Genomic DNA, 22913 nt, shown 5'->3' with positions numbered 1-22913 from the left:
AAGAACGGACGTGTAAATACTGAACATATATCAACAGTACTGCATATTACTATAAATATGCACCAGATTATGAAGATAAAGCATGGTAATTGTGTATTAAGACGCATATTTTAGTAATACTCAAGAGTAACTATGTCACTGCGTATGTTAATACGGAAAATGTGTGGAATAATACTGTCTGCTACTTTGTTTTTATAATCATCAACTATTTATGAGAATATAGAGGCAGCAATAGCCCACATCATACAGCAGCTTAGGTGTACAACAACATCCACCAGGAAAACCTATATACCCAAAAGAGAGAAGGTTGGCGGAGAAGGAGGGATTCGAACCCTCGATGCGAATTTTGTTCGCATACTCCCTTAGCAGGGGAGCGCCTTCGGCCACTCGGCCACTTCTCCACACCACGGACAATCTTACCAGTGATTGCTTACAGTCGGCAAATTATAACCCTACATTCCTAGATATAATTTGAGCTTTTTCCAATTTAGCAGTAGATTTTTTGCAGCAGCAACCTCATCTGGACGCTTTATAGGTTGATTGTGCGGGGCAGATTTGACCATACCAGGATCTTCTTTAGCCTCACGACGTATTACAACCATGGCATCAATGAACTTGTCTAATGTCTCCTTAGATTCTGTTTCTGTAGGCTCTATTAACAAGCACTCCGGAACAATAAGAGGGAAATAGGTAGTTGGAGCATGTATATCAAAATCTAATAATCTTTTGGCAACGTCCATCGCACTAACGCCGTAATTTTTTTTGAGATCAGAACAGGATATTATGAATTCGTGACTGGCCCTTCTATCGTGAAAAGGTACGACGAATCCAGCCTTTTTAAGACGAGACACGAGGTAGTTTGCGTTCAAGGTTGCTGCTACCGATACCCTCTTTAGACCCTGTTTTCCAAGAAGCAGGATGTAAGCGTAAGCACGCAACAAAACCCCAGTGTTTCCAGCAAACCCGTTTAACCGACCTATTGTCTTGGGAACATGAGTATGGTCTGACATGAAGAACACCCCATTTTCGTCCTTCATGACAACAGGAATAGGCATAAATTGTTGCAACTTTTTATTAGCAGCAATTGCTCCCGACCCAGGTCCTCCCCCTCCATGTGGAGTGGCAAATGTCTTGTGCAGATTCATATGCATTACATCAAATCCCATGTCACCAGGTCTTACATAGCCCAATATAGCATTGAGATTGGCTCCGTCATAATAGGTTAAACCGCCTGCCTCATGTATTAGATTGTTAATCTCCACTATCTTGCGTTCAAATGTCCCCAAAGTGGATGGATTGGTCAGCATTAGACCGGCTGTTTGCGGCCCTAGGGAATTCTTAAGTATTTCCATGTCCACATCACCATTTCTCATGGTTGGTATTTCTCTTGTTTTGTATCCACAGAAATTTGCAGTTGCTGGGTTAGTTCCGTGAGCAGCATCAGGTATTATAATTTCGCAACGTTCTTTGTCCCCACGATTTTCGTGATAAGCCCTTATCATTAGCAAACCAGCTAGTTCTCCTTGTGCTCCAGCCATTGGTGTTAGGCAAGACGAAGCCATACCAGTAATTTCTGTCAGCATTTCTTGCAGATACCACAAGCAAGAAAGTAATCCTTGGTTATATGGACTATCGTCTAAGGGATGTTTGTCAATGAAGCCAGGTAACATGGAAACTGTGTTACAAACTTTAGGGTTATACTTCATTGAGCACGATCCTAGAGGATAGAAATGCGTGTCAATACAGAAGTTCTTGCGAGATAGAAGTGTATAGTGTCTGACCATTTCTAATTCAGAAACGTACGGTAATTCTGGCAATTCCTTACGAATGAGACTATCTGGTATGCTTGTTTCTACATCAATAAGGCGTGGCAACAGGTTTAAGTTAGGCCGCTGTTTTCTGCGCTGAAATATTAGCATACGTCACCCGAAATGATAGATTGCATCGTTTTAGCGTAATCGTGGATCTCTTCTAGTGTTCTCTTCTCCGTTGCACAAACCAAAAGAGGATTTTTTATTTCTGGATAGTACATGCTCATATTGTATCCAGGTAGTATGTTATGCCTACGCATTGATTTGAGTATTTCAGAAGGAGGTACGGGTAGAGAAATAACAAACTCATTAAAGAAAGGAGACGAGAATACCTTGTTAACGCCTTCTATGGACAATATTTTCTTGGATAGAGCAGATGCTCTTTGATGGCAGGCAAGTGCCACTTGGCGCAAGCCATCTCCTCCAATAAGACTTAAGTACTGCACGACCGCATTTACCAAAAGGCCCTGATTAGTACAAATATTCGACGTTGCTTTACCGCGTCTAATGTGTTGTTCTCTTGCTTGCAGTGTTAGAACGTAACAAGGGCGCTGTTCTGAATCAGTCGTATACCCAACTAAGCGTCCTGGAATGTGCCTAACAAACCTATCACGAGAAGTAATGAATCCCAAAAAAGGACCACCAGAACACAGAGGGATCCCTAGCGGTTGGGCTTCCCCAACTACAATGTCGGCACCATTTTCTCCCCATTTTCCAGGGGGGGTGAGTATTCCCAAAGATATGGGATTAACTACGGCTATTACCAGCATCCCCATGCTGTGAGCCCAATTAGTTAGTTCATCTACGTCCTCTAGACATCCAAAAAAATTAGGCTGCGATACAACAATTGCTTGAGCGGGATCTTCATTTTTATTTAGCGCTATTTTGCCACTCTCTTTATCATATTCGTATACCGATAGACGTACATCTTGGTAATTTGTTAGTGTTTTTATAGTCTCAAAATAGTGTGGATGGAGACTTCTAGGGACAATTATTTTGCGGCTGCGATTTGTGCTATTGATACGGCACGACATTAATATAGCCTCTGCAAGTGCAGTTGGCCCATCATATAGACTGGCATTTGATACATCCATGCCAGTTAATTCAGATATCATAGACTGAAACTCAAATAACACCTGCAGTGTTCCTTGGCTAGATTCTGGCTGATATGGCGTGTACGGAGAGTAAAGTTCACCTCTACTTATTAATGACCATATGCTAGCTGGTATGTAATGGTCATATGCTCCAGCCCCTAGGAAGCAGCAAGCATTATTCTGCTTCAGAGAGCGATTGGTCATGTGGGATACAAGTTCATGCTCAGTCATTCCGTTAGGTATTCCATCTAATTTGGCTCTGGGAATGGATTCTGGAATTTCATCGAATAGCTCATGCAAGTCACTTATTCCTATGACTTTCATCATTTCTCTTAAATCATCGTCGTTATGTGGTACGAACGGCATATGCTTTTCCCATGCTAGAAATTTAGGACCAAGCTAGTCAACATAGTCAGTGCTTTTTACAAAGTACTCGTACTCTTCTATGGAGAGTAGGTTATTTAGTTCTTCAGGATTGGAGAATTCAATTTCGAAAAGCCAATTATCGTAAGCACTGCGATTGATTTCCTGGGTGTCATTTGTTAGTGCTGTATTTATAGCCCTTATTTTTCCAGAAAGCGGCGCATATACATCAGAAGCAGATTTTACTGACTCAACTACAGCACAATCCTGAGAACTGGAAACAGAAGACCCAACTTCAGGAAGAGAAATAAAAACTATGTCCCCAAGCACGCTTTGAGCATGATCAGATATTCCAACAACTGCTATGTTATCAGACTTAAGCAACACCCACTCATGAGTTCTTGTAAACTTCAGTAATTTCCTTATGTCATCACGATTCATAATAAAATCCTCATATAGTCTATACCATAGCCAAAATTTTTCCCTTGCGTACGAATGGCAGAGCACAAAGCTTTGCAGTAACCTGCTTTCCCCTGACGGATATCTCAACAGATTGCCCAGCCGTAAAGCCTCTTGGAATACGTGCTATACCTACACCTTTGCCCATGGTTGGTGAAAAACCACCAGATGTAAGCACACCATCTCCATACTCTCCAATCAACTTCTGGTTCTGGCGTAGTACTCCATGTTCAGTTAAAACCACCCCGATTCTTTTGAAGCGAGGCTCATGGTTTTTTAGTGCATCTCTACCTACAAAACGACGCTCTGGATCTTTGGTGTTTACCGCCCATCCAATGCCGCACTCACTTGGCGTTATTGTGTCATCCATCTCATGGCCATACAAATTTAGGCCCGCTTCTAGCCTAAGGGTGTCTCGGGCTCCTAATCCACAAAGAGAGGCGCCATTTTCAGTGCACTTGTCCCAAATCAAAAGAGCATCATCGTTGGGGACAATAAGCTCAAACCCATCCTCACCCGTATAGCCCGTTCTTGCTATAAAGTAATTACTATTTTCATCAAATTCACAAGAAAATGCCGAAAGAGACGAGCTGCTGTTTGTCAGGAAAGAATTTTCACACTTTGTTAGTAAGGAAACACAGTTTGGTCCCTGTATAGACAATATCGAAAGTTCAGAGCTTTTTACGATATCGCATCTAAATGATTCATTTTTGTCTTGTAGCCACTTTAAGTCGTACTCACTACGGCCAGCATTGACAACCATTCTGATCCAGTCCTTGCGCATCCTGTATACGATAAGGTCATCTATTATGCCCCCCTGGTCATTTAGAAGGCACCCATACATGGCCCGACCGTAACCATCTAAAGAAGTAATATCGTTAGAAAACACGTACCTAAGGAATGATTCAGAACTTTCTCCTCTGACATCTAGACAGCACATATGAGAAACATCAAATATCCCGACGTTTTTACGAACAGATTTATGTTCTTCTATCTGAGATCCGTAGTGCAGAGGCATATACCACCCAGAGAATTGAGCGAAGCGTGCTTCGCTCAACTGATGCTTTGAAAATAAAGCAGTCCTCTTTAAATCAGAATATTCCAAGTATACCCCCAGCGTTTAAGGTTCAAAGTAGATTTATGAGTGCAGGCGCTGCTTATTAACTGAGGAGACTAAGTGCTGCCGTTACAGTAGCGACCGGAGTGTCATTATAGGAGAAAATTAATGTCTTTAATACGGAAGTAAGAGAAATTTTTGTTTTTAATTGGCTGTGCGCTCGCGACAGGGATTTTAGTTTTTAGCGTGCTTATGCATGTGATATTGATGTACCGCATCCGGTTTTGGGTACTTTAGTAAACATCCCTCTAAGCTATTAGTATGTAAGTAATTTTCCATTAATTCGTTACTTATTACTATTTTATTGGTTAATTTTAGCGCATTTGTGCATTCCACCCTTTCTGGTTTGTTAGGTAATTTGCTATGATTTGGCATACGGGATGATATTGGTGGTTGAGAGTGCAGTCTGTTTACCAATCGTTGGGGACTATTTCTGTAATTTTTTTGCCCATAATGCTTGCTTTGACTGGGCATGAAATTGCTCATGCCTATGCAGCCTCTAAGTTTGGCGACGATACTGCTCTTCGTCAGGGTAGGCTCAGCATGAATCCATTGCACCATATTGATCCAGTAGGAACTGTGATTTTGCCTATAATTTTGTACATTCTCCTAAAGTCTTCTATAGGGCTACCGCTTTGGTTTGGTTGGGCTAAGCCTATACCAGTAAATCGTGCTCGTCTTAGATCTGGACGATACCCATTGGTTGCGGTCTCGTTGTCAGGTCCTCTTGCTAATTTTGCTATGTCTTTTGCGTGGGCCTTTGTAGCCCGTATTTTGGTATCGTTTGTTGATTCTAGCAACTTTTGGATTCAAGTTGCAGTGGCAGGTATTCAGATCAATGCGATTTTTCTTGCTTTTAATATGATACCGATACTTCCATTTGATGGCGGTAGGGTGGTACATGCTCTTTTGCCGCCTAGGCTATCCATTGTGTATGGTAGTTTCGAGCAGTGGGGTGTTTTTGCTGTTTTGGCCGTTATTATTTTGGGTCACTTGATAGGGGTGAATATAGTTTATCTGTGGGTTGCTCCGTTTTATGATTCCATTTTGTGGCTGTTGCATGGTATTTTTGGGGGCAGATTTTCGTGAGAGTTCACTTAAATAGAGTAACATCTGGCATGAGGCCAACTGGTCGCCTCCATATAGGCCATTACCACGGTGTGCTAAAGAATTGGGTGGATTTTCAGCGTAGATATGAATGTCTGTTTTTTGTTGCTGACTATCATGGTCTAACAACTCATTACAGAAATGCCGGTGATATAGAACAAAATACTTATGATATGGTTGTTGATTGGTTGTCAGCCGGAATTGATCCACAACAGGCAGTTATTTTCGTTCAGTCCCATATTCCAGAGATTTCTGAACTGCACCTACTGTTATCCATGGTGACTCCTATCAGCTGGCTGGAACGTGTTCCTACCTACCGTGAGCAACAGGAGAAGTTATCGAATTTGGATTTAAGTACCTATGGATTTTTGGGATATCCGCTGTTAATGGCAGCTGATATACTTTTGTATCGTTCCAATTATGTGCCAGTTGGTGATGACCAGCTACCACATATTGAGTTAGCTAGGGAGGTAGTTCGTCGATTTAATAGTTTGTACGGTTTTGAGCAAGGGTTTATGGAGAATGCTTGCGAGGCTGCTAGGAAGATGGGAAAGAAGTCGTTTTCCTTGTACATGAATCTAAGGACTAATTATCAAGAGAAAGGGGATAAGGAGTCCCTGGAGAGCGCTAGGGCACTTGTATCTGAGCAGCAAAACCTCACAGCAAGCGATTGTGAACGTTTGTACGGGTATCTTGGTGGGTGTTCTCGGGAAATTCTCTGTGAACCTGAGGGGTTGTTATCCGAGAATTCGTGCTTTCCTGGTACAGACGGCCAGAAAATGTCTAAGTCATACAAGAATACGATTTATTTTCGTGAAGACCTTGCTGCTTTACCTGATAAAATAAAAAAGATGCCTACGGATCCCAATAGGGTTCGTCGTTCAGATTTTGGAAATCCGGATCTTTGTCCAGTTTTCCAATTTCATAAGGTATATTCCACTTCAGAAGTACAGTCTTGGGTCAATGATGGGTGCAGGTCTGCGAATATAGGTTGTGTTGATTGCAAGAAAGCCCTTTCTGGTAACATGGTTGAGGGGCAAAAGCTAATCCACGAGCGCGCAGAGCCTTTTTTAAGGAATCCTGAGTTGATTCGTAATATTCTCTCTGATGGTTGTGAGCGCGCCCGCAGCATAGCGCAAGATACTATGCGTGATATACGTAGCTCCATTGGTTTGTCGACGAAAACATTTTTACCATAATTTTTAGTAATAGGGCGTATAGGTTGGGTGAGTACTTTGGTAAAGAAGCTTTGGTATATGGTGAGAAATTGCCTATTCCTGATGCGCTTTATATTCCTCCCGAAGCTCTGGAGGTGTGTTTGGAAGCGTTTTCTGGTCCCATGGACCTTTTGTGGTATTTAATAAAGCAAACAAAGATAAATATTATTGATATTCCTATGGCGCTTCTAACTGAGCAATATCTATGCTACGTTGATAGGATTAGACAGTGCGATTTGCGGTTAGCTGCTGACTATTTGCTTATGGCTGCCTTGTTGATCGATATTAAATTGCGCTCTTTGTTGCCTAGCAAATGTGTTGAAGATGTTGAAAATTCTGACGCAGAAGGTTCTGATCCGAGGGATGATTTAGTAAAAAGGCTCATAGAGTACGAGAAGATATCTGGAGCTTCTAGGTATTTAACTGATATGACCTTGGTGGGTCGTGATTGTCAGGCTGTCTTTGTGGAGCAGAGTGGTCCTGTTGGCACCGTTTTGCCTAAGGCTGATCTTTCTTTCTTGGTTTATTCCTGGAAAAGATTGCTCCAGCTTAGATTATTTTCTAAGCCCCATTCTGTTGCTCGGGAAGTTTTAGTTGTCTCAGAATTTGTTGATATTTTGAGAAATAATTTGAAAATATCTAGATTTTTCGTTTTTCAGGAGCTATGTAATTACAACATGGCGATTTGCTATAAGGTAGTGTATTTCTTGGCAATATTGGAGCTAGTTAAGCTAAGGGAGGCTGAAGTTGCTCAGGATGAGCCATTATCTTACCTTTACGTCAGAAGAAGAGAAGCTTCAGACGCTGCGAAGTAGGTGATATGGATGAATAATAATAGGCAAAATTCCAACGATTACCCTTCACAAAGTTGCGAAAGTCCGGATATAGTCGACGTACGGGTTATTTCAGGTGGCTGTAGCGATGGTTTTGTGACTGAGTCCAGAGATTTTGTAGATGATAATTTGGATGTAGTCTTAGAGGCTGCTATTTTTTCCTCCCCTGAACCTTTGTCTATAAAGGCACTGTCGATTATTGTAGGTGATGATTTTGCGGAGTCTGATTTGATATCCGTTTTGTTATCCCTAAAGGATCGTTACTGCGGCAGGGGTGTTGAGTTAGTAGAAACTGCTGGGGGTTGGCGTTTCTTGACCTCTTTCCGAGTCCAGCATTATTTGGATCGTTTGAAACAGATTAAGCCACCACGTTATTCCCGAGCGGTTATGGAGACTTTGGCAGTTATTGCTTACAAGCAACCTGTTACTAGGGGTGATATAGAGGAAATTCGGGGCGTATCCCTGTCTCCACAGATTGTTAGGGTATTGGAGGATCGTGGGTGGATTGTTGTTAAGGGCTGTCGTGAATCAATTGGTCGCCCGGCATTGTACACAACGACCGTTCAATTTTTAGATGACTTTGGTTTGCATAGCTTGGCTGAGTTGCCAGCTTTGCAGACATTCGGACCTATATTGGAACCAATGGATGATCTATCGTCAAAAGAGAAGAGTTAATTACTCATCTAGAGCTCAGAAGTCTACTACTAATAGTAATAGCATTGCTAATAGTAATAGCAGTGATCCCGCTCATGATGGGGCCGATTATAGTGATAACTATCGTCCAGATGTGATGACTTTGCATACATTGGGAGTTTCCCCAAATTCGTCTTCTGCATCTCGTGGTTATAATGCGTCGACCTTTTTCCGTCCTGATCGTTCTGATATGAGACAGTCAGGCAATAATTTTAATCAGACTAGGCGTTCTTCTGCTGGCTATTCTTCTGGTAACAACTATGGCGGTGGTCGCGATCGTTTAAATACTAGTTCTGGGTATCCATATCGATCCAGCGATGGTTCACAACCTGGAAATAATCTCAGGGGTAGTGGTAATTACCGTAATCGTGACCGTACTGATGTCCGTACTCAGCGATTTGTTCGTTCCGGTAATAGTAGCGATTCTTTCCCAAAGCGAGATAGTCGTAGTTGCGAGTTGCCTGTTGTTGATAATAATAACAACGGTCGTCGCCAGCGACATCGGCGCAACGATTTAGTGTCATCCTCCGGACGTGATTTTTGTCGTAGCTATGTTCGTCGTGATAGAAGGGAGAACAGTGGTCAATTTTCTGATTTACCTACCTCTGATGATCTTTCTGTAGATGCTAACTGCAATGGCAATTCCTATTATACTCGTAAAGAGAATGTAGTCTCAGAAAATCAAGGGTTCAGAAGGCGTTCTCCGTACAGGTGCTACTCTAACGCAAATAAATGCGCCAATAATAAGAGTTCTAGAATTTCCCTGTTACCATCTGCTGATACCCCGCAGCGTCTTCACAAGATACTTGCTAATGCTGGTGTTGGTTCCAGACGTGATATGGAGCAACTTATAATTGATGGTTCTGTTAACGTTAATGGTTGTGTGGCTGAGATAGGTCAGAAGATCTTTCCTACTGACATGGTTTCAATAAATGGTGAAATTATAAAAGTAGACCACGCGGTTGCTATGCCTAAATTGCTTTTGTACTACAAACCAGAGGGGCAGATAGTTAGCCGTGATGACCCGGAGTCACGTCCTACAGTGTTTGATAATTTGCCTGTGTTAGAGGAGGGTGTTTGGATTCCCATAGGTAGGTTAGATTTTAATACTAGTGGTTTAATTTTGTTTACTACATCTGGTGATTTAGCTAACCATCTCATGCATCCCAGGTATGAGATTGAGCGAGAGTATGCCGTTAGAATTAACTGTATTTTAACAGAGGATCAGGTTCAATCCTTGTTGAAGGGAGTTGAATTGAGTGATGGTTTAGCACGCTTTCGTACTGTAATAGATGTTCATCCTCAACATAGTGGACATCATGATTCTGGAGAGCCAGAGTCAGGTGATTCTGAAGTGGTACAGCGCGGTTCTTACAATCATTGGTACCGTGTTATTCTTTCAGAAGGTAGGAATTGTGAAGTCCGTCGTATGTTCGAATTCTTTGGGATAACTGTAACCAGACTTATAAGGGTTAGGTATGGTGATTTATGGCTACCAACTGACCTAAAAAGAGGACAGTGTAGAGAGTTGCCTAGTTCTGACGTAGAGAGTTTCTTGACAAGGCTTGAGAAACGTCTTAACTATTATTTTGATAGAAAAAAGTCTGGGCGTTCTCCTGTTCACCGTAGGAGGTGGCTCGTTAGAAGAAGGGATTCTTCTTCCTAGTCTTAGGTTTTTAAAGTGAGTGCGATTATGAAGCGGAAAAAGGTATTCATTAAGAGTTTTGGTTGTCAGATGAACTCATATGATACCGATAAGATGTTTGATATCTTGCGTGAATCTGGTTATGCGAAGTCTGACGTTCCGGAAGATGCGGATTTGCTAATATTCAATACTTGCTCCGTTAGGGAGAAAGCTCAAGAGAAAGTTTTTACTGATCTTGGTCGGGCGAGGATTATCAAAGAGAAGAATCCCGAAGTTATGATAGGTGTTGGTGGTTGTGTTGCTTCTCAAGAAGGTGAATCAATTATTAATCGTGCTGGATTTGTGGATTTGGTTTTTGGTCCTCAAACTTTGCATCGCATACCAGATTTAATTGAAAGAAGAAAACAATTAGGTAGACCCCAGGTAGATATTTCTTTTCCTCAAGTAGAAAAGTTTGATGCCCTTCCCAAGCCTAGTGTGGATGGACCGTCTGCTTTTGTGTCGATTATGGAGGGGTGTTCTAAGTATTGTAGTTTTTGTATAGTTCCATATACACGTGGAGAGGAAGTGTCTCGTCCTTTTGAGGATATTTTGGCTGAAGTTTATCAGTTAGTTCAAAATGGTGTTGTAGAGGTAACGCTTCTGGGACAGAATGTTAATGCTTATCGCGATTGTTATGAGTCTGGTGAGGAAGTGGATTTTTCTTTACTGTTGTCCTACTTGCACGCTATTCCTGAGTTGAGGCGCATACGTTATACAACCTCTCATCCACGTGAAATGACTCGTCGCCTTATTGATAGCTACGGTACACTTTCCAAGCTGGCCTCTCATCTGCATTTGCCAGTACAGTCTGGATCAGATAGGGTTCTTGCGGCTATGAAGAGGGGCTATACAGCTTTGGAATATAAGTCCATAATCCGTCGCGTTAGACAGGTTCGGACTGATATATCTATTTCATCTGATTTTATAGTTGGTTTTCCAGGAGAGACTGAGGAGGATTTTTTGGAAACGATGGGGTTGGTGGATAGTGTTAATTTTGATCTCTCCTTTTCATTTGTGTACAGTCGTAGACCTGGAACCCCGGCCTCTTTTTTACCAGATTCTGTATCAAAAGAAGAAAAGTTGAATCGCTTGTACAGGTTGCAAGATCTTTTGAATGAAAAGGCACTGTGCATAAGTCAATCTATGATTGGTACGGAGCAAGTTGTTTTGGTTAATGGTACATCCAAGAAAGATCCTTCCATATTTAGTGGTAGAACGAGTAGCAATAGGGTTGTAAATTTTTCTGCTCCACCGGAAGCTAATGGTAAATTTGTGTTGGTTAGGTTGCTTGAAGCACTTTCCAATAGCTTTCGTGGTGAGTTTGTTTCTGTGGTATGAGCTCTAGTTTGTTGGTGTATCAATGGTGTAGTCGCTTTTATCCACCTCACGTTAGTTATGGGCAGGTCAGGACATTTTTACGCAATACCTCAAATTTTGTTTCTGGTAGAGTAGGGTATGTTCTTTGCAATGTTGTGGCACGCTTTGTTGATGAGGACGATTCAAGGAAGCTTAACGCTTCCTTCCGTGGTAAGGACTATCCCACCAATGTGTTAACATTCTCTTACCAGGAGTTGGGTGATTATTATGCTGATATTGTTTTATGCGTCCCGGTGGTTCGCGAAGAATCTATTATACAAAATAAAATACTTAGGGACCATTATGCCCATTTACTGGTTCATGGTTTTTTGCATGCTTATGGTTTTGATCATGAGAATGATCATGATGCTGAGGTCATGGAAGATCTTGAAAGGCAAATTCTTTACCAAATGAGTTTTCCTGATCCTAGAGTAGGCTAGTCGTAGCTTGTGATTTTGCAGATTAGATTTGTAATTGTTATCTTTTCCTGCTTTTTGTGAGCCACCCATTTCCTACATGTGTTGTTTGATTCTGTTATGACTTAGCGTGTTTTTATACGTGGTTTTATGCACCGTCTTTTTATTAAATTACTACGCGTAATTCGCAGTAAACTATCTATAAGAAATATAATTAATCGAGTAATTTTTTCTTTTCTTATGTATTTTACAAGTAGTAATCTACTATGTGTACTACAATAATTTATAGACCAAAATTATAGGGAATGTATTCTAATTTTATATGTTGTGCGCATTATTATAATAATTACAAAAATAATTATAATGATATAACTCGTAATATTGAAGTATGACATTAACTACCATACTAATGTACTCAATCAGCTTTGTTTCGTAAGTAATTGTAATACATACCAAAGTTTTTTAGGGTATGGTATATATTACAGACTCTATTAGATGAAGCCGTTTTTTAGGTTTGCTGAATCAAATATATCATTTACATTGCAGTGGACTATAAAATAATAATCTTTGGCAGAGAAGCTTATGATACTATCCACACTTATTTAGGGCGGACATTTTTGAAAGAAAATTTTCTGCCCTAAGTAACGTTTTTAGTGTCATATATTGTGTTTTTGTATCATAACTTTGCTATTGCATTAGGGTGCTTATAGGTGCTGTTGGTGAGGAAATTTATGTTAAATAAGTTTTTTTTGTGGTTAACAGCTACTATTGTTTTTTTTCAAGCAGCCAATGTTTTTTCTTCCAGTAGTGAATGTGATGTTGTTGATATTAAATTTTATCATTCACCTAAATGGTGGAAAATTAAGTACGGTAACGTTATAGAATCCAACGCACGCGATCGTGGATGGAGCTTTTCAATTGTTGATAATGCAACTGGTGTATTTAGGATAGAGCCATCGGGATCAAGTACTGGATCTTATTTGGCGCTTGATTTGCTTAGCCCAACATCTCTTGGTATGTCTTTTGATTCTAATGAAAGTAATTGGATTGTTTCTGGTAAGGGTAATAATTATTTAACTATTATGCAGTACATTCCTAATTATTGGGCTGGTGCTGCTTTTCGTGTTCAGTTGAGCGAACATACTACTTCTGCTAATTGTATTGATAGTGTCTATAAGTTGCTTCATAAAAAAGATATTAAGCAATTGTCTACTGGAGAATGTGGGGATGTTTATTTACATACTTATAATGATGACATGGTCTTATCCAATTTAGGATATTCATATCTAGGTGTAGATTATGGTCGCTATGCCAATAATTATCTGTTGCATATCGTTCCAGTAGGATCTTCATTTGATTCTTCTTCGTATATTCAATTTTGGCATGATTGGGGGGAGTTTGTTATGCCTGAGTTTGATGGCAGTAACTCTCCTCTTGTGCATGGTCCATTTTTATACTCAGGTTTTGGTAATTTTTACATTAAGAAGGATAGTGATAGTGATGCTGTGTTTTTGATGTATGCATCTCCTATTATGAGAGATATGGCAATGGCTGTAAATGGAAGTGGACTTGTAGTTTTGCTTGCTTGGGATAAGTTATTATCAACCAAGTGGCGAATCATATCCGCTACTACAGGTAAGGACTGTACTGGCTACATGGGTGAATTGTTTTCCCCAAGCATTTCAGCCGGCAATTTTTATTCTTTTCCTTTTGGTAAGAAGCTTGTAATTTCTAGAGATTATACAGAAAATAAGGATCGTAGGGTTAAATTAGAATTCTCTGATCAGCATTATTTGCCCACCGGGTATATAGATAGTGTTCCTAATTTTGAGATTGTGCTCCCAGTGCTGCAAGAAGGTGGGAGACAGGTATCTCACCTCATGACCTCTCATAATTCCTGCATTGTTCCCAGAGAGAATAATGAATTTTTTGAAGAGGATTGTGTTCCCGGTAAAACTGATGTTTGGTCATATAATATTGTTGGTCATACTTCAGATATTTATGTCATGAATATTTGTTCTACTTCCAAGGATTCATCTGGGAGATACTTTTGTCTCGAAAGTGACCGTAGAGGAAAGCTTAGTTTGGTTCTCCATTCTTCGGTCGCAGGTGGTACTGATCCTATGCTTATTTTATTTTCCAGCAAGCCAATAGGAATTCCACATACTATAACTGAAAAGGGAAACTGTATTGCTGCAGAGGATATTTATGACTTGTCTTATGTTAATCTTAGTATGTTTTTATGTTCAGAAGATTCATATAGATTTAACAAAGTAGCATATATTAACCGCCCAAACTTGTTTTCTAAGTATTTTCAAATTATTTATTATTACTCCCGAAAAGTGTCAGGTAATATAAAATTTGTTCAGTACTGTGCCACGGCTGCCGGTCCAAAGAGCCCAATCTTATTTTATAACTGTAAATACAATGATGACAAACAATTATGGTACCTAGATAATAGTCTACGGATACGTAATTCTAAATTTGGCAATTGTCTTATCCCTGGTAATAGCGATGGCCACTACATGTCGTTGGTAGATTGTAGTACTAAGTATAATTATCACTATTACAATATTAAAAACTACGATCGTGACGCAAATGTTCTGTTCTCGATTGTCAACACTGCTAGCAACTACAATGAATCATGTATTAAGGCTGATAGTCCGTATTATCATAGCAGTGCGCATATTTTTTCTACAAAGTGTGCCTCCGATATCTCGCAATTGTTTTCAATAAATCTTGGTTTTGATGCATCATCCCGATCATTTACTTTTGGGGCATACTCAGATTACTATATAACTGCTGATAGTTTAAGCGCTGGATCTTTACTTAGTCTAAGCAACTTTACCCACGCGAACAACTATTTTAGAATCAACTATGATAGTACCATAAGTCTTGGCGATTTTTGTTTAAGTGCTAGTGTTACTGCAATGGATCCTGTAACGATAGATGTTTGTGATGGTAGAAGTGGTCAGTTCTGGAAGCTTGTACCATTTTTAGCAGATTAGTTGGACTTGTTGGTACGTGCGTTTAGTAAGGTTTTGATATATCCTAAAAAAGGTTGTAAGGAGGGAATAATTGGCTTTTAGGTGTTTTTGTTGTCCAATTTCCTGATAGTATAGATTTTATATATGTGATTTTGAGTAATGTAGGTTTGTGGTAGCGTTGTTTAGTTATTTATTTACATTATATGCGAAAGATAAAGTATATGTTGCCTTTACTTAGGATGGTTTTGTGTTATCTAGTTTTGGTTATGACGAGTTTTCCAGCTATGGCTATTTATTACCATGGTGGCAAGGCAGATGATTTCTCTGATAAATTAGAAGTTACTGACAATAACGGAGTTGAGTATTGTTATTCTGCAGGTTTAGGAAATATTTTTACTGTCTTTAGTAATGAGTTATACCTGTATCTTGATTCATGTGACAATGCTCCTAATGTTAGGTACGATATTTATGGACGCTTGTCTGTCGAATACGAAAATTCAAATTACTGTCTGACAGCTCCTGAAGATACAGTGGAACTGAATAACGATTGGGGCTGGTTGTCGTTCGATAGATGTGAAGTTGGTAATCGCTACCAGCAGTGGGATGTTCAGGGTAACCAGCTTCTTTTACATGGTACAAGTTTTAGAGTACAGAGTCGCCGTTCATCTATTAATACTTCTCTTTATGGTGCTATATGTTACCGTTCATCAGAATGCTATGACACTTACATGACCCATCCTGATGTCTTCGATAGCCACTACTCTTATCCAGCTAATCTCGATATTCCAATGAAGTTAGTCTGGAAGTACACTAACGGTCTTGTGTATTATGTTGGTGCGAAAGGATTGAGTTCCAGCAATGTTAAAAAAGGCTTGTCGATTAATTATGATCCAGTGACACGAAGATTAACGAGTCAGTCGTATCGTGTAGGGCATGTTCACGGTGCTATTTATCATATACCACAGAAAGTGTGTCTGTCCTCCCATATTGATGAATCTGTTAGCAATCATAATTGGGCATGGGCTTTTTGGGAGAATTGTGATGATACTATTCGATCTGTCGATGATGTAGATCCAAAACAGAGATGGATTCCTATTAGGGTTGGTGGTACGGGGTTCTTTTCTGAGTACAGTGTGGATGGTGATGTTTACTGGCGCGATTCGCAAGGTAATTACTTGTCGGTTGCCCCATACGGGTACAATTTCGGCAGTCTTTATGTAATAAATTCTAAAAGCGTTGATTATGAAGATTCTTGGATGACTCCATCGGTGTTTAATGTTTCTTCTGGTGTTGGTCGTGACTGGCTTAGTTTTGAGTCTCAAGCTTTTATGGGAATTTTTGGTGATAGTGGTAGGTATTGTTCTGGCAGTGATGTGGCTGTTGATAATGCTAAAAAGCGTCCCAAAACCTTCGGTAAGTACTATGATATTTTAAGGGATTACGCTCTTCGCAACGATGGTCTTTCTAGCTGTAGAGAGGTTGGTGTTAGTGATAGCCTACTTTGCCTTATACAGGGTATTAACGCTTTGTATGTTGTCACTCATCCGGTTGGAAGTGAATCCTTATATCCTTCTCAGTACAATGGTACCGTCTCGGAATTTCTAGCGGCTTCTCGTCATTCGCTATGGGAAGATATAAGTCGGGTTCCTGTTACTGATAAGGAGAGGATTATTCTTCTTAATACGATTCTAGATAAGATACTACCTGGCAGGGTTAGCTCCTTAACTAAAGATGTCCCCATGTCTATCATTACTCTGATGGGGTATGTGTATTCTCATCCTGAAGGGATATTGCTTGTATTAGCTGAGGATAGAGTTCATCCAGAGAAGAAGCGTATTTTGTTAGTTATTTCTGAATCTTCATTAAAATTCCAAGGGGTACGAATCTTGGATACAAATATACCTAATGATGAAGTGAGTGTTCATAATTTTACTGACGCATTTTTCGGTGGGTACGATTTGGGGGGATTCTTTGCCAGTGAACATCTGAATGTGGATAATGTTTATGCATTTTCTGTTGCAGATAGGGTTGGTGATGAAGGTAGTTTCTTCTACTCTTTTAGGGATTGCGATAAAGAACATGCAGAACATGAAGAGCATGGAGAATATGGATTAGACTTCTCGTATTATCAAGCCCTTGAAACTAATAAAGGATTTTCCTTGGATAGTGTTTACCAGTGTGCAACTAACGAATATAATGGTGGTTTAGTTCCTTCTCGTTGCTGGTATTACTAGTAATTTAGGTATTTTGTTTTCAACTGCCCGATGATTAATATTTGTCGGGCATTTTTTTGCACCCAGTATATGTTTATTTTTTTTGGGGGGTATACCATGCTGTTTATACACAAGTTGATCATTAAAGATGATTTGTTTTTATAAACGTCAATTAAGTATCTAGTAAGCTTGCTATGAATATAATATAACCCCTCTATTTGATTAAATATTAGCAGTTAATAGTGTATTGCAATTTTAAGAAATACATTACTTGATTTGTAATAACAACAAATTATATGCACTATTAGTCGGTAGTAACTGTGTAATTTACATCAGCCAAATTTACTCAGTGTCGGTATCATTAATTTTGGATAAATAAATTAATGTCTGAACTGTATCATGAGTACATTATATACTTTGCCTTGTTTAATTCATGATTTGTGCAATTGCAGTTATTTTGAAAATGAAGTTAATAGTGATGCTCATGCATGTTAGAGATATGGGTGAAGTAGAATGTGATGCTTCTTCATAAGAGGGGAGCTAAATAGAATCTGCTTTACAGGCACTTTTTCATTTAGCATCAAATTTATTCATGCCATCTTGTGATAACACTGCGCTTAAAGCTAGTATAGATTTATCACCTGAAGAGATTTTTAGATTAAAATTATTTTTTGTAGATTAGTTAAAATTCATAATAGACAATTAGCCGCAGATGATTTGGAGGAAATAAGAGAACAAAGTTTTAATATTAGATGTTTTAAATTAAAATTAATAATAGAACTATTGATAGTATTTTAGGTACTTACATTGGAAATATTTTTTTCCATGAGTGGTGTTGATAATATTTTAAAATATTTTAATATTATTTAAGTAATGAATTTATATAGAAGATAAATTTTTATCTATAAGTAGTATTAAACTACTCAAAGAAGGAATTATTTCATTTTTTATATTGAAGCAGTTGGAGAAATAATCAAAGAAAATATTAAAAATTTTTAGCGATGGTGATTTATGTGAAGCTTATTTTAATGAAATATCCTTATCTTTAATTTCAGATTTACTTAATCAAATATATGGCTTTATTAAAGTAATAAGTTTCTTATAGTTATTTTCTTTTCTTGAAAAAATATTTTTCAGAAAAATTTCTTGGTTTAGTGTGGAAATTTCCTTTTCTATTTCATAGAGCTCATATGGGGGGTTATTTGCGAGGTAGGTTTTTAGAAAAAAATGTTTGGTTAGTATGATCATTGGAGCTAACATAAATCACAAAAACTTTTAACTTATTAAATTTATATATAAAAAATATAAAATGTTTGATTAGTGGTGCGTTTTGTAAAGAAGTTATTGCTTTGAAATCGGATGGATATGTAGTTATGTTATATGATTTTGTTGTACCTAAATTAATGAGTAAATGTCATCTTTCTTACATGAGTATATATGGCATATAATATGTCTTGTAAAGGTGGTGTTTGAAAGAAAATTTAGATCAGACAAGTTTTTTATAGGATGTTTCAGAAGTAAGTACTTGTAGTAGTACGTATTTTTATGATGGTACTCGCTCCTATGTCTATCTCATTAGCATATGATGTTGATTCTCTGATGAGTATTAATTATGTAAATGTAATTATTTTAAGATCCTATGTTAGGAAGTAAAATCAGATCTAATATGTTTAATTTAATTTTTTCTGTGCTATTTTGTATATTTTTTAGTTACAATAAACAGTTTAATTAAAGAAATGTCTCTTTGTGAAGGGATGAATATAAAAAAGTAAGTGCATAAGTATTTGGTAAACTCTTGTACAAGCTGTAAAACAAGGCATTAGTGAGCCAGAGAATGTTTTAAAGATATGTTTCCCCAAAGCATAATTATTCTTGCTAGACACTCAATTAAAAGGCACTGTTTTATTGATAGTGCAATTATACTAAATGCAGTGGAGAGTTATGTTTTAAGTTTTATTAAAAATAATAAGAAGTTATACGGTACATGAATGGTTTTTAGACTTTTATATTAAAAATACTCTTTTTATAAAAGAGGATGGATTTGATTTTTACATATCAAATTTATGGATGTCGAAATTCTGCAAAATTAGATTTTATTTATAAAATTGTAGATAAAAGTGAATAATTAAGACACGAGAAGAGGATTTTATCTGAAAGCTTAGATTTGGCATTTTTTGTTGATAAATAGTTAATAGCTAAATTTATGCCGTTACTACATTCTGAACTTGGATAGGTAATTACCTAACCTGCTTTGATTATGAGATCCGAAGGGATAGTATTGGAGGTGGTAGATTTAATGGAGGAGATATTGACAGCGCTTTCTAATTATGTAATGAGATAATGTGCTGGAACTGCGAAAGATATTGTTGTTGATAGAAGTGCTAGAGGTATAATCGAAATAAAAAATCAATTAAGACTAATAAAAAACAAGCGTTTGTCTTGATTGGATGTCTGTATATAGTTATAACATGTGATTTTAAAAAATTATATTGTTGATGCTTTGTGATTATTGTTATGTGTATGAGTGATATGTATTTACGATAATTGATGCCCAAAACTTTTTGTTCGTCTTTCTTTTGCTAGTTATCGTGCATATATGTTGTGTGTGGGAGTTAACTTTTATGATGGGGACAGAATTTCTGTTTTTTTAGATGCTTACTCGGCATAATTTTTTAAGCCATGCTAATTAATTATAATAAAAAATATTATATTATAGTCATTAATTTTTATAAAGCAATTTATGTCATATCTATAATATATAACTTTGTATAAAGTATTACCTGCAAGTAGTAACTGTGTAATTTATGTTCATTAAATTTACTTAATCTTAGTATTATGAATTTTGGATAAATAGGTTAATATTGGAACTATATTATGACCCCATCAGCTACTTTAGCATGTGCCATACATGATTGTTACAATTGCAACTGTTGTGAAACTGAAATTAGTGATCCGGGTTGCCATGCGACAGTAGATATGGGTGACGTAGAGGAACATGACATAAGATCAGTAGAAGAAAATGAAATAGAATTAGCCGCACAAGCCCTTATTTTACTGTCGTCATCTTATAAACGAAGCTATATTTCACAAAGAATTGATAGTTCAAGTTACCAGGAGGTTGTTGGTTCAAGTTATCAGGAGGTTGCTGGTCCAAGTTACCAGGAGGTTGCTGATCCAAGTTACCAGGAGGTTGCTGGTCCAAGTTGCCAGGAGGTTGCTGGTCCAAGTTATCAGGAGGTTGCTGGTCCAAGTTATCAGGAGGTTGCTGGTCCAAGTTATCAGGAGGTTGCTGGTCCAAGTTATCAGGGTGGTGTTAGTCCAAGTTTACATAAAAAAGATACACTAATATCTTCAGAAGATTTTTCTAATTTGTTTGCTTTGTCTTACAATAGATATTTATCTAAAGTAGATATAGATTTATTACCTGAAGAAATAGTCAATAATTTTTTTAGTTTGGAGTTACTGTTCCGTAGGTTATTCAGGTCATATCAATATGAGGTGTTTAATCTGATTTTTGAAAACGAAGAATGCCAGATGCGAACGTATATATTATCTAACGTTACTTCTATTAGTATGGCCATTAATAATATTTTGAATATTTGCATTGATAATATGACTTCTATGAAAGCAATTGATGAATTTATAAAACATTTTTACATTGCACCAGAGACTGATTTTAATTTGGTAACAGATAAATTTTTACTTGAAAGTAATTATAATCTACTTAAAGAAGAACTTGAAAGTGTGCCCAATAGCTATAGTAAGGATATCGTAGAAGAATCTTTAAAAACTTTTAAATTTGGCCCTTCAGTTTTTAAAAAATTAAGAAATTTTATTTCCTGCTTAGCTAAAGAAATTTTTGATAAATGTACATCTATATTTTTAAAATTAATTATCTCTTCTGACTTTTTAAAGAAATTATTTTTCAAAAAAGTTTCTTGGTTTGACATTGAAATTTTTTTTTCAGTGCCACAAAATATAATTGACTTAAATAGGAAACTTTTTTGCGAGGTGGGTTTTTTAGAAAATAGATATTTAATTAGTATTATTATGGGTGCAAGACTGAAACATAAACATTTTACTGCTGTTAATGCAGAGATAGATTCTTCTGGGTTAATGAATGCTCACGCAAAAAATCTAGAGCAGTTATTTATTAATCTATTTAAGAAGGATGTTATTGCTTTGAGGCCAGATGGTGTTGTAGTTTCTGTGGATAATTCTATTATACCTCAATTAATAATGAATATATTATCTTCTTTACGTGAAGATATATGCCATAGAGTATGTGCCAAAAAGAAAGTTTTTAAAAGAAGATTTAAACTGGATACTTTTTCAAGTAATTTGGGATCGAATATTTGTAGCAATATGTTTTACAAGGAACTTAATTCTATAGTTAATAACGGATCCAATTATATTGGAAATGGATTCAGATACTATCTTATGAAAATATTTTCTCCTATCTGTATTTCTATAGCATGTGATATAAGGACAATGTTGTTTAGTTATTCTGGAAACAAAATAAGTGTAAGATCGTGTGTTATGTTAGAGGGAAAATTGCGTTCTAGTATGTTTGACTTAGTTTTTTCTGCTCTATCAAGTATGGTATTTTTAGACGAAATAGACAATGCATTTAAACAAGTTTGTCCATATATGGGAATGAATTTATGTGAAATAGGTAACAAAATTTTTGATATAAATCTGATTACAATCATAAAGAGAAATGTGATTGAATCAATTATGACTTCGTCCTATACCCTTCAAGGTATTATTCCTAGGGGAATATTATCCTCTGGTCAGTCTAAATACAAGCGCCCGTCATTTGAAGACCGTAAAATTATATCTGATGTGATTACAAAGTCTGTTTATAATTTCTGTGAGAAAATAAAAGATTGTGCAGTGGAAAAGGAATTTTTAGATTTTTATGTTAGGAATACACTTTTTACAAAGTTAGGTGACTTCAATTTTTCTGTATCAAATGTGGAGATGTCGAAGATTAATTCTGTAAAATTGGATTTCCTTTGTAAAATTATCGCAGAAAGCGATAAATTAGAGCACAGTAAGAGGATTGTAGGTGGGGGTAAAAATTTGCTTTCATGTATTGATAAAGAAGTGGTGGACATAATTATGCCGTGGATGAATTTCAAACTCAGAGAAATAGTTACTGGATCTACTTTGGTTTTGGGATCTGATGGAGTGATATTAGAAGTAGGAGAATTAATTGAAGGATTATTGGCAGCACTTTCTAACCATATAGTCAAAGAGTGTGTTGTAATTGCTAAGGATATTATTTCTGTAGATAGAATTAGGGCAGCTATGAATAAAGTATAGAGCATGTGTAATAAAAATTAACTTAAAATCATCGTTATAGCGCGGAATTATTGCTGTCATTTTATTGTTTATTTTTAATTAAGTAGGTTAATAATATTGGTTCACACTGCAAGTGTGGGAGGTAGTTTGATATTACATATCAGTGCTTGTAGTTTTCAGTGCTTGTAGTTTTAGCTTTATATTGTTTGCTATTAGGATATCACTGGCGAAGATTGATTTAATTGCAGTGTCT

General features: G+C 37.4%; 14 protein-coding genes and 1 tRNA gene. 10 read left to right on the top strand and 5 right to left on the bottom strand.

Annotated features, from left to right (window positions below; translation table 11 throughout):
• Positions 1-308: 308 nt before the first annotated feature.
• The 5 genes from A6733_RS02345 to gcvT form a co-directional block, all read right to left on the bottom strand.
• Positions 309-401 (bottom strand) — tRNA-Ser (locus tag A6733_RS02345).
• Positions 402-452: 51 nt separating this feature from the next.
• The gene (gcvPB, locus tag A6733_RS02340; RefSeq protein ID WP_092402860.1) at positions 453-1919 is read right to left on the bottom strand and encodes an aminomethyl-transferring glycine dehydrogenase subunit GcvPB; all 1467 of its coding nucleotides are present in this window, start codon (positions 1917-1919) and stop codon (positions 453-455) included.
• Positions 1913-3271: an aminomethyl-transferring glycine dehydrogenase subunit GcvPA gene (gene gcvPA, locus A6733_RS02335; protein WP_092402859.1), complete on the bottom strand. Its 1359-nt coding sequence runs from the start codon at positions 3269-3271 to the stop codon at positions 1913-1915. Before gcvPA ends, gcvPB begins: the two co-directional genes overlap by 7 nt.
• A 33-nt stretch (positions 3272-3304) precedes the next feature.
• Positions 3305-3709, bottom strand: a complete 405-nt coding sequence (gcvH, locus tag A6733_RS02330; protein ID WP_092402858.1) for a glycine cleavage system protein GcvH — start codon at positions 3707-3709, stop codon at positions 3305-3307.
• Between the two features lie 19 nt (positions 3710-3728).
• Complete coding sequence (gene gcvT / locus A6733_RS02325; protein ID WP_175330583.1) at positions 3729-4832, bottom strand: glycine cleavage system aminomethyltransferase GcvT; 1104 nt, start codon at positions 4830-4832, stop codon at positions 3729-3731.
• A 411-nt stretch (positions 4833-5243) separates the two neighbouring features.
• Here gcvT and A6733_RS02320 point away from each other — a divergent pair, with 411 nt between their 5' ends.
• From A6733_RS02320 to A6733_RS02270, 10 genes are all read left to right on the top strand, one after another.
• Positions 5244-5933, top strand: coding sequence for a site-2 protease family protein (locus A6733_RS02320; protein WP_092402856.1), 690 nt, complete (start codon positions 5244-5246; stop codon positions 5931-5933).
• The gene (locus A6733_RS02315) at positions 5930-7150 is read left to right on the top strand and encodes a tryptophan--tRNA ligase (RefSeq protein ID WP_278183826.1); all 1221 of its coding nucleotides are present in this window, start codon (positions 5930-5932) and stop codon (positions 7148-7150) included. Before A6733_RS02320 ends, A6733_RS02315 begins: the two co-directional genes overlap by 4 nt.
• 23 nt (positions 7151-7173) lie before the next feature.
• Complete coding sequence (locus tag A6733_RS02310; protein ID WP_092402644.1) at positions 7174-7983, top strand: segregation and condensation protein A; 810 nt, start codon at positions 7174-7176, stop codon at positions 7981-7983.
• A gap of 9 nt (positions 7984-7992) precedes the next feature.
• Positions 7993-8676, top strand: a complete 684-nt coding sequence (gene scpB / locus A6733_RS02305; protein ID WP_092402646.1) for an SMC-Scp complex subunit ScpB — start codon at positions 7993-7995, stop codon at positions 8674-8676.
• Positions 8648-10360, top strand: a complete 1713-nt coding sequence (locus A6733_RS02300) for a pseudouridine synthase (RefSeq protein WP_242641464.1) — start codon at positions 8648-8650, stop codon at positions 10358-10360. The genes scpB and A6733_RS02300 overlap by 29 nt, the downstream gene beginning before the upstream one ends.
• Positions 10361-10387: 27 nt before the next feature.
• Complete coding sequence (miaB, locus tag A6733_RS02295; protein WP_092402648.1) at positions 10388-11719, top strand: tRNA (N6-isopentenyl adenosine(37)-C2)-methylthiotransferase MiaB; 1332 nt, start codon at positions 10388-10390, stop codon at positions 11717-11719.
• Entirely contained in the window at positions 11716-12177 is a 462-nt protein-coding gene (gene ybeY / locus A6733_RS02290; RefSeq protein WP_092402650.1) for an rRNA maturation RNase YbeY, read from the top strand. The genes miaB and ybeY overlap by 4 nt, the downstream gene beginning before the upstream one ends.
• Positions 12178-12884: 707 nt before the next feature.
• Positions 12885-15161, top strand: a complete 2277-nt coding sequence (locus A6733_RS02285; RefSeq protein ID WP_092402652.1) for an RICIN domain-containing protein — start codon at positions 12885-12887, stop codon at positions 15159-15161.
• Positions 15162-15406: 245 nt separating this feature from the next.
• A complete protein-coding gene (locus tag A6733_RS02280; RefSeq protein ID WP_176696091.1) occupies positions 15407-17374 on the top strand; it encodes a DUF1561 family protein in 1968 nt (655 codons plus the stop codon).
• 2853 nt (positions 17375-20227) lie between these two features.
• Positions 20228-22681 carry a hypothetical protein gene (locus tag A6733_RS02270; RefSeq protein ID WP_092460345.1) on the top strand — a complete coding sequence of 818 codons (2454 nt, stop codon included), beginning with the start codon at positions 20228-20230 and terminating at the stop codon, positions 22679-22681.
• Positions 22682-22913: the final 232 nt, after the last annotated feature.

It is taken from the genome of Candidatus Ichthyocystis sparus, from assembly GCF_900078745.1.
Taxonomy (GTDB): domain Bacteria; phylum Pseudomonadota; class Gammaproteobacteria; order Burkholderiales; family 2013Ark19i; genus Ichthyocystis; species Ichthyocystis sparus.
Note: the sequence above shows the minus strand (reverse complement) of the source record. Positions and strands in the feature narration are given on the sequence as shown.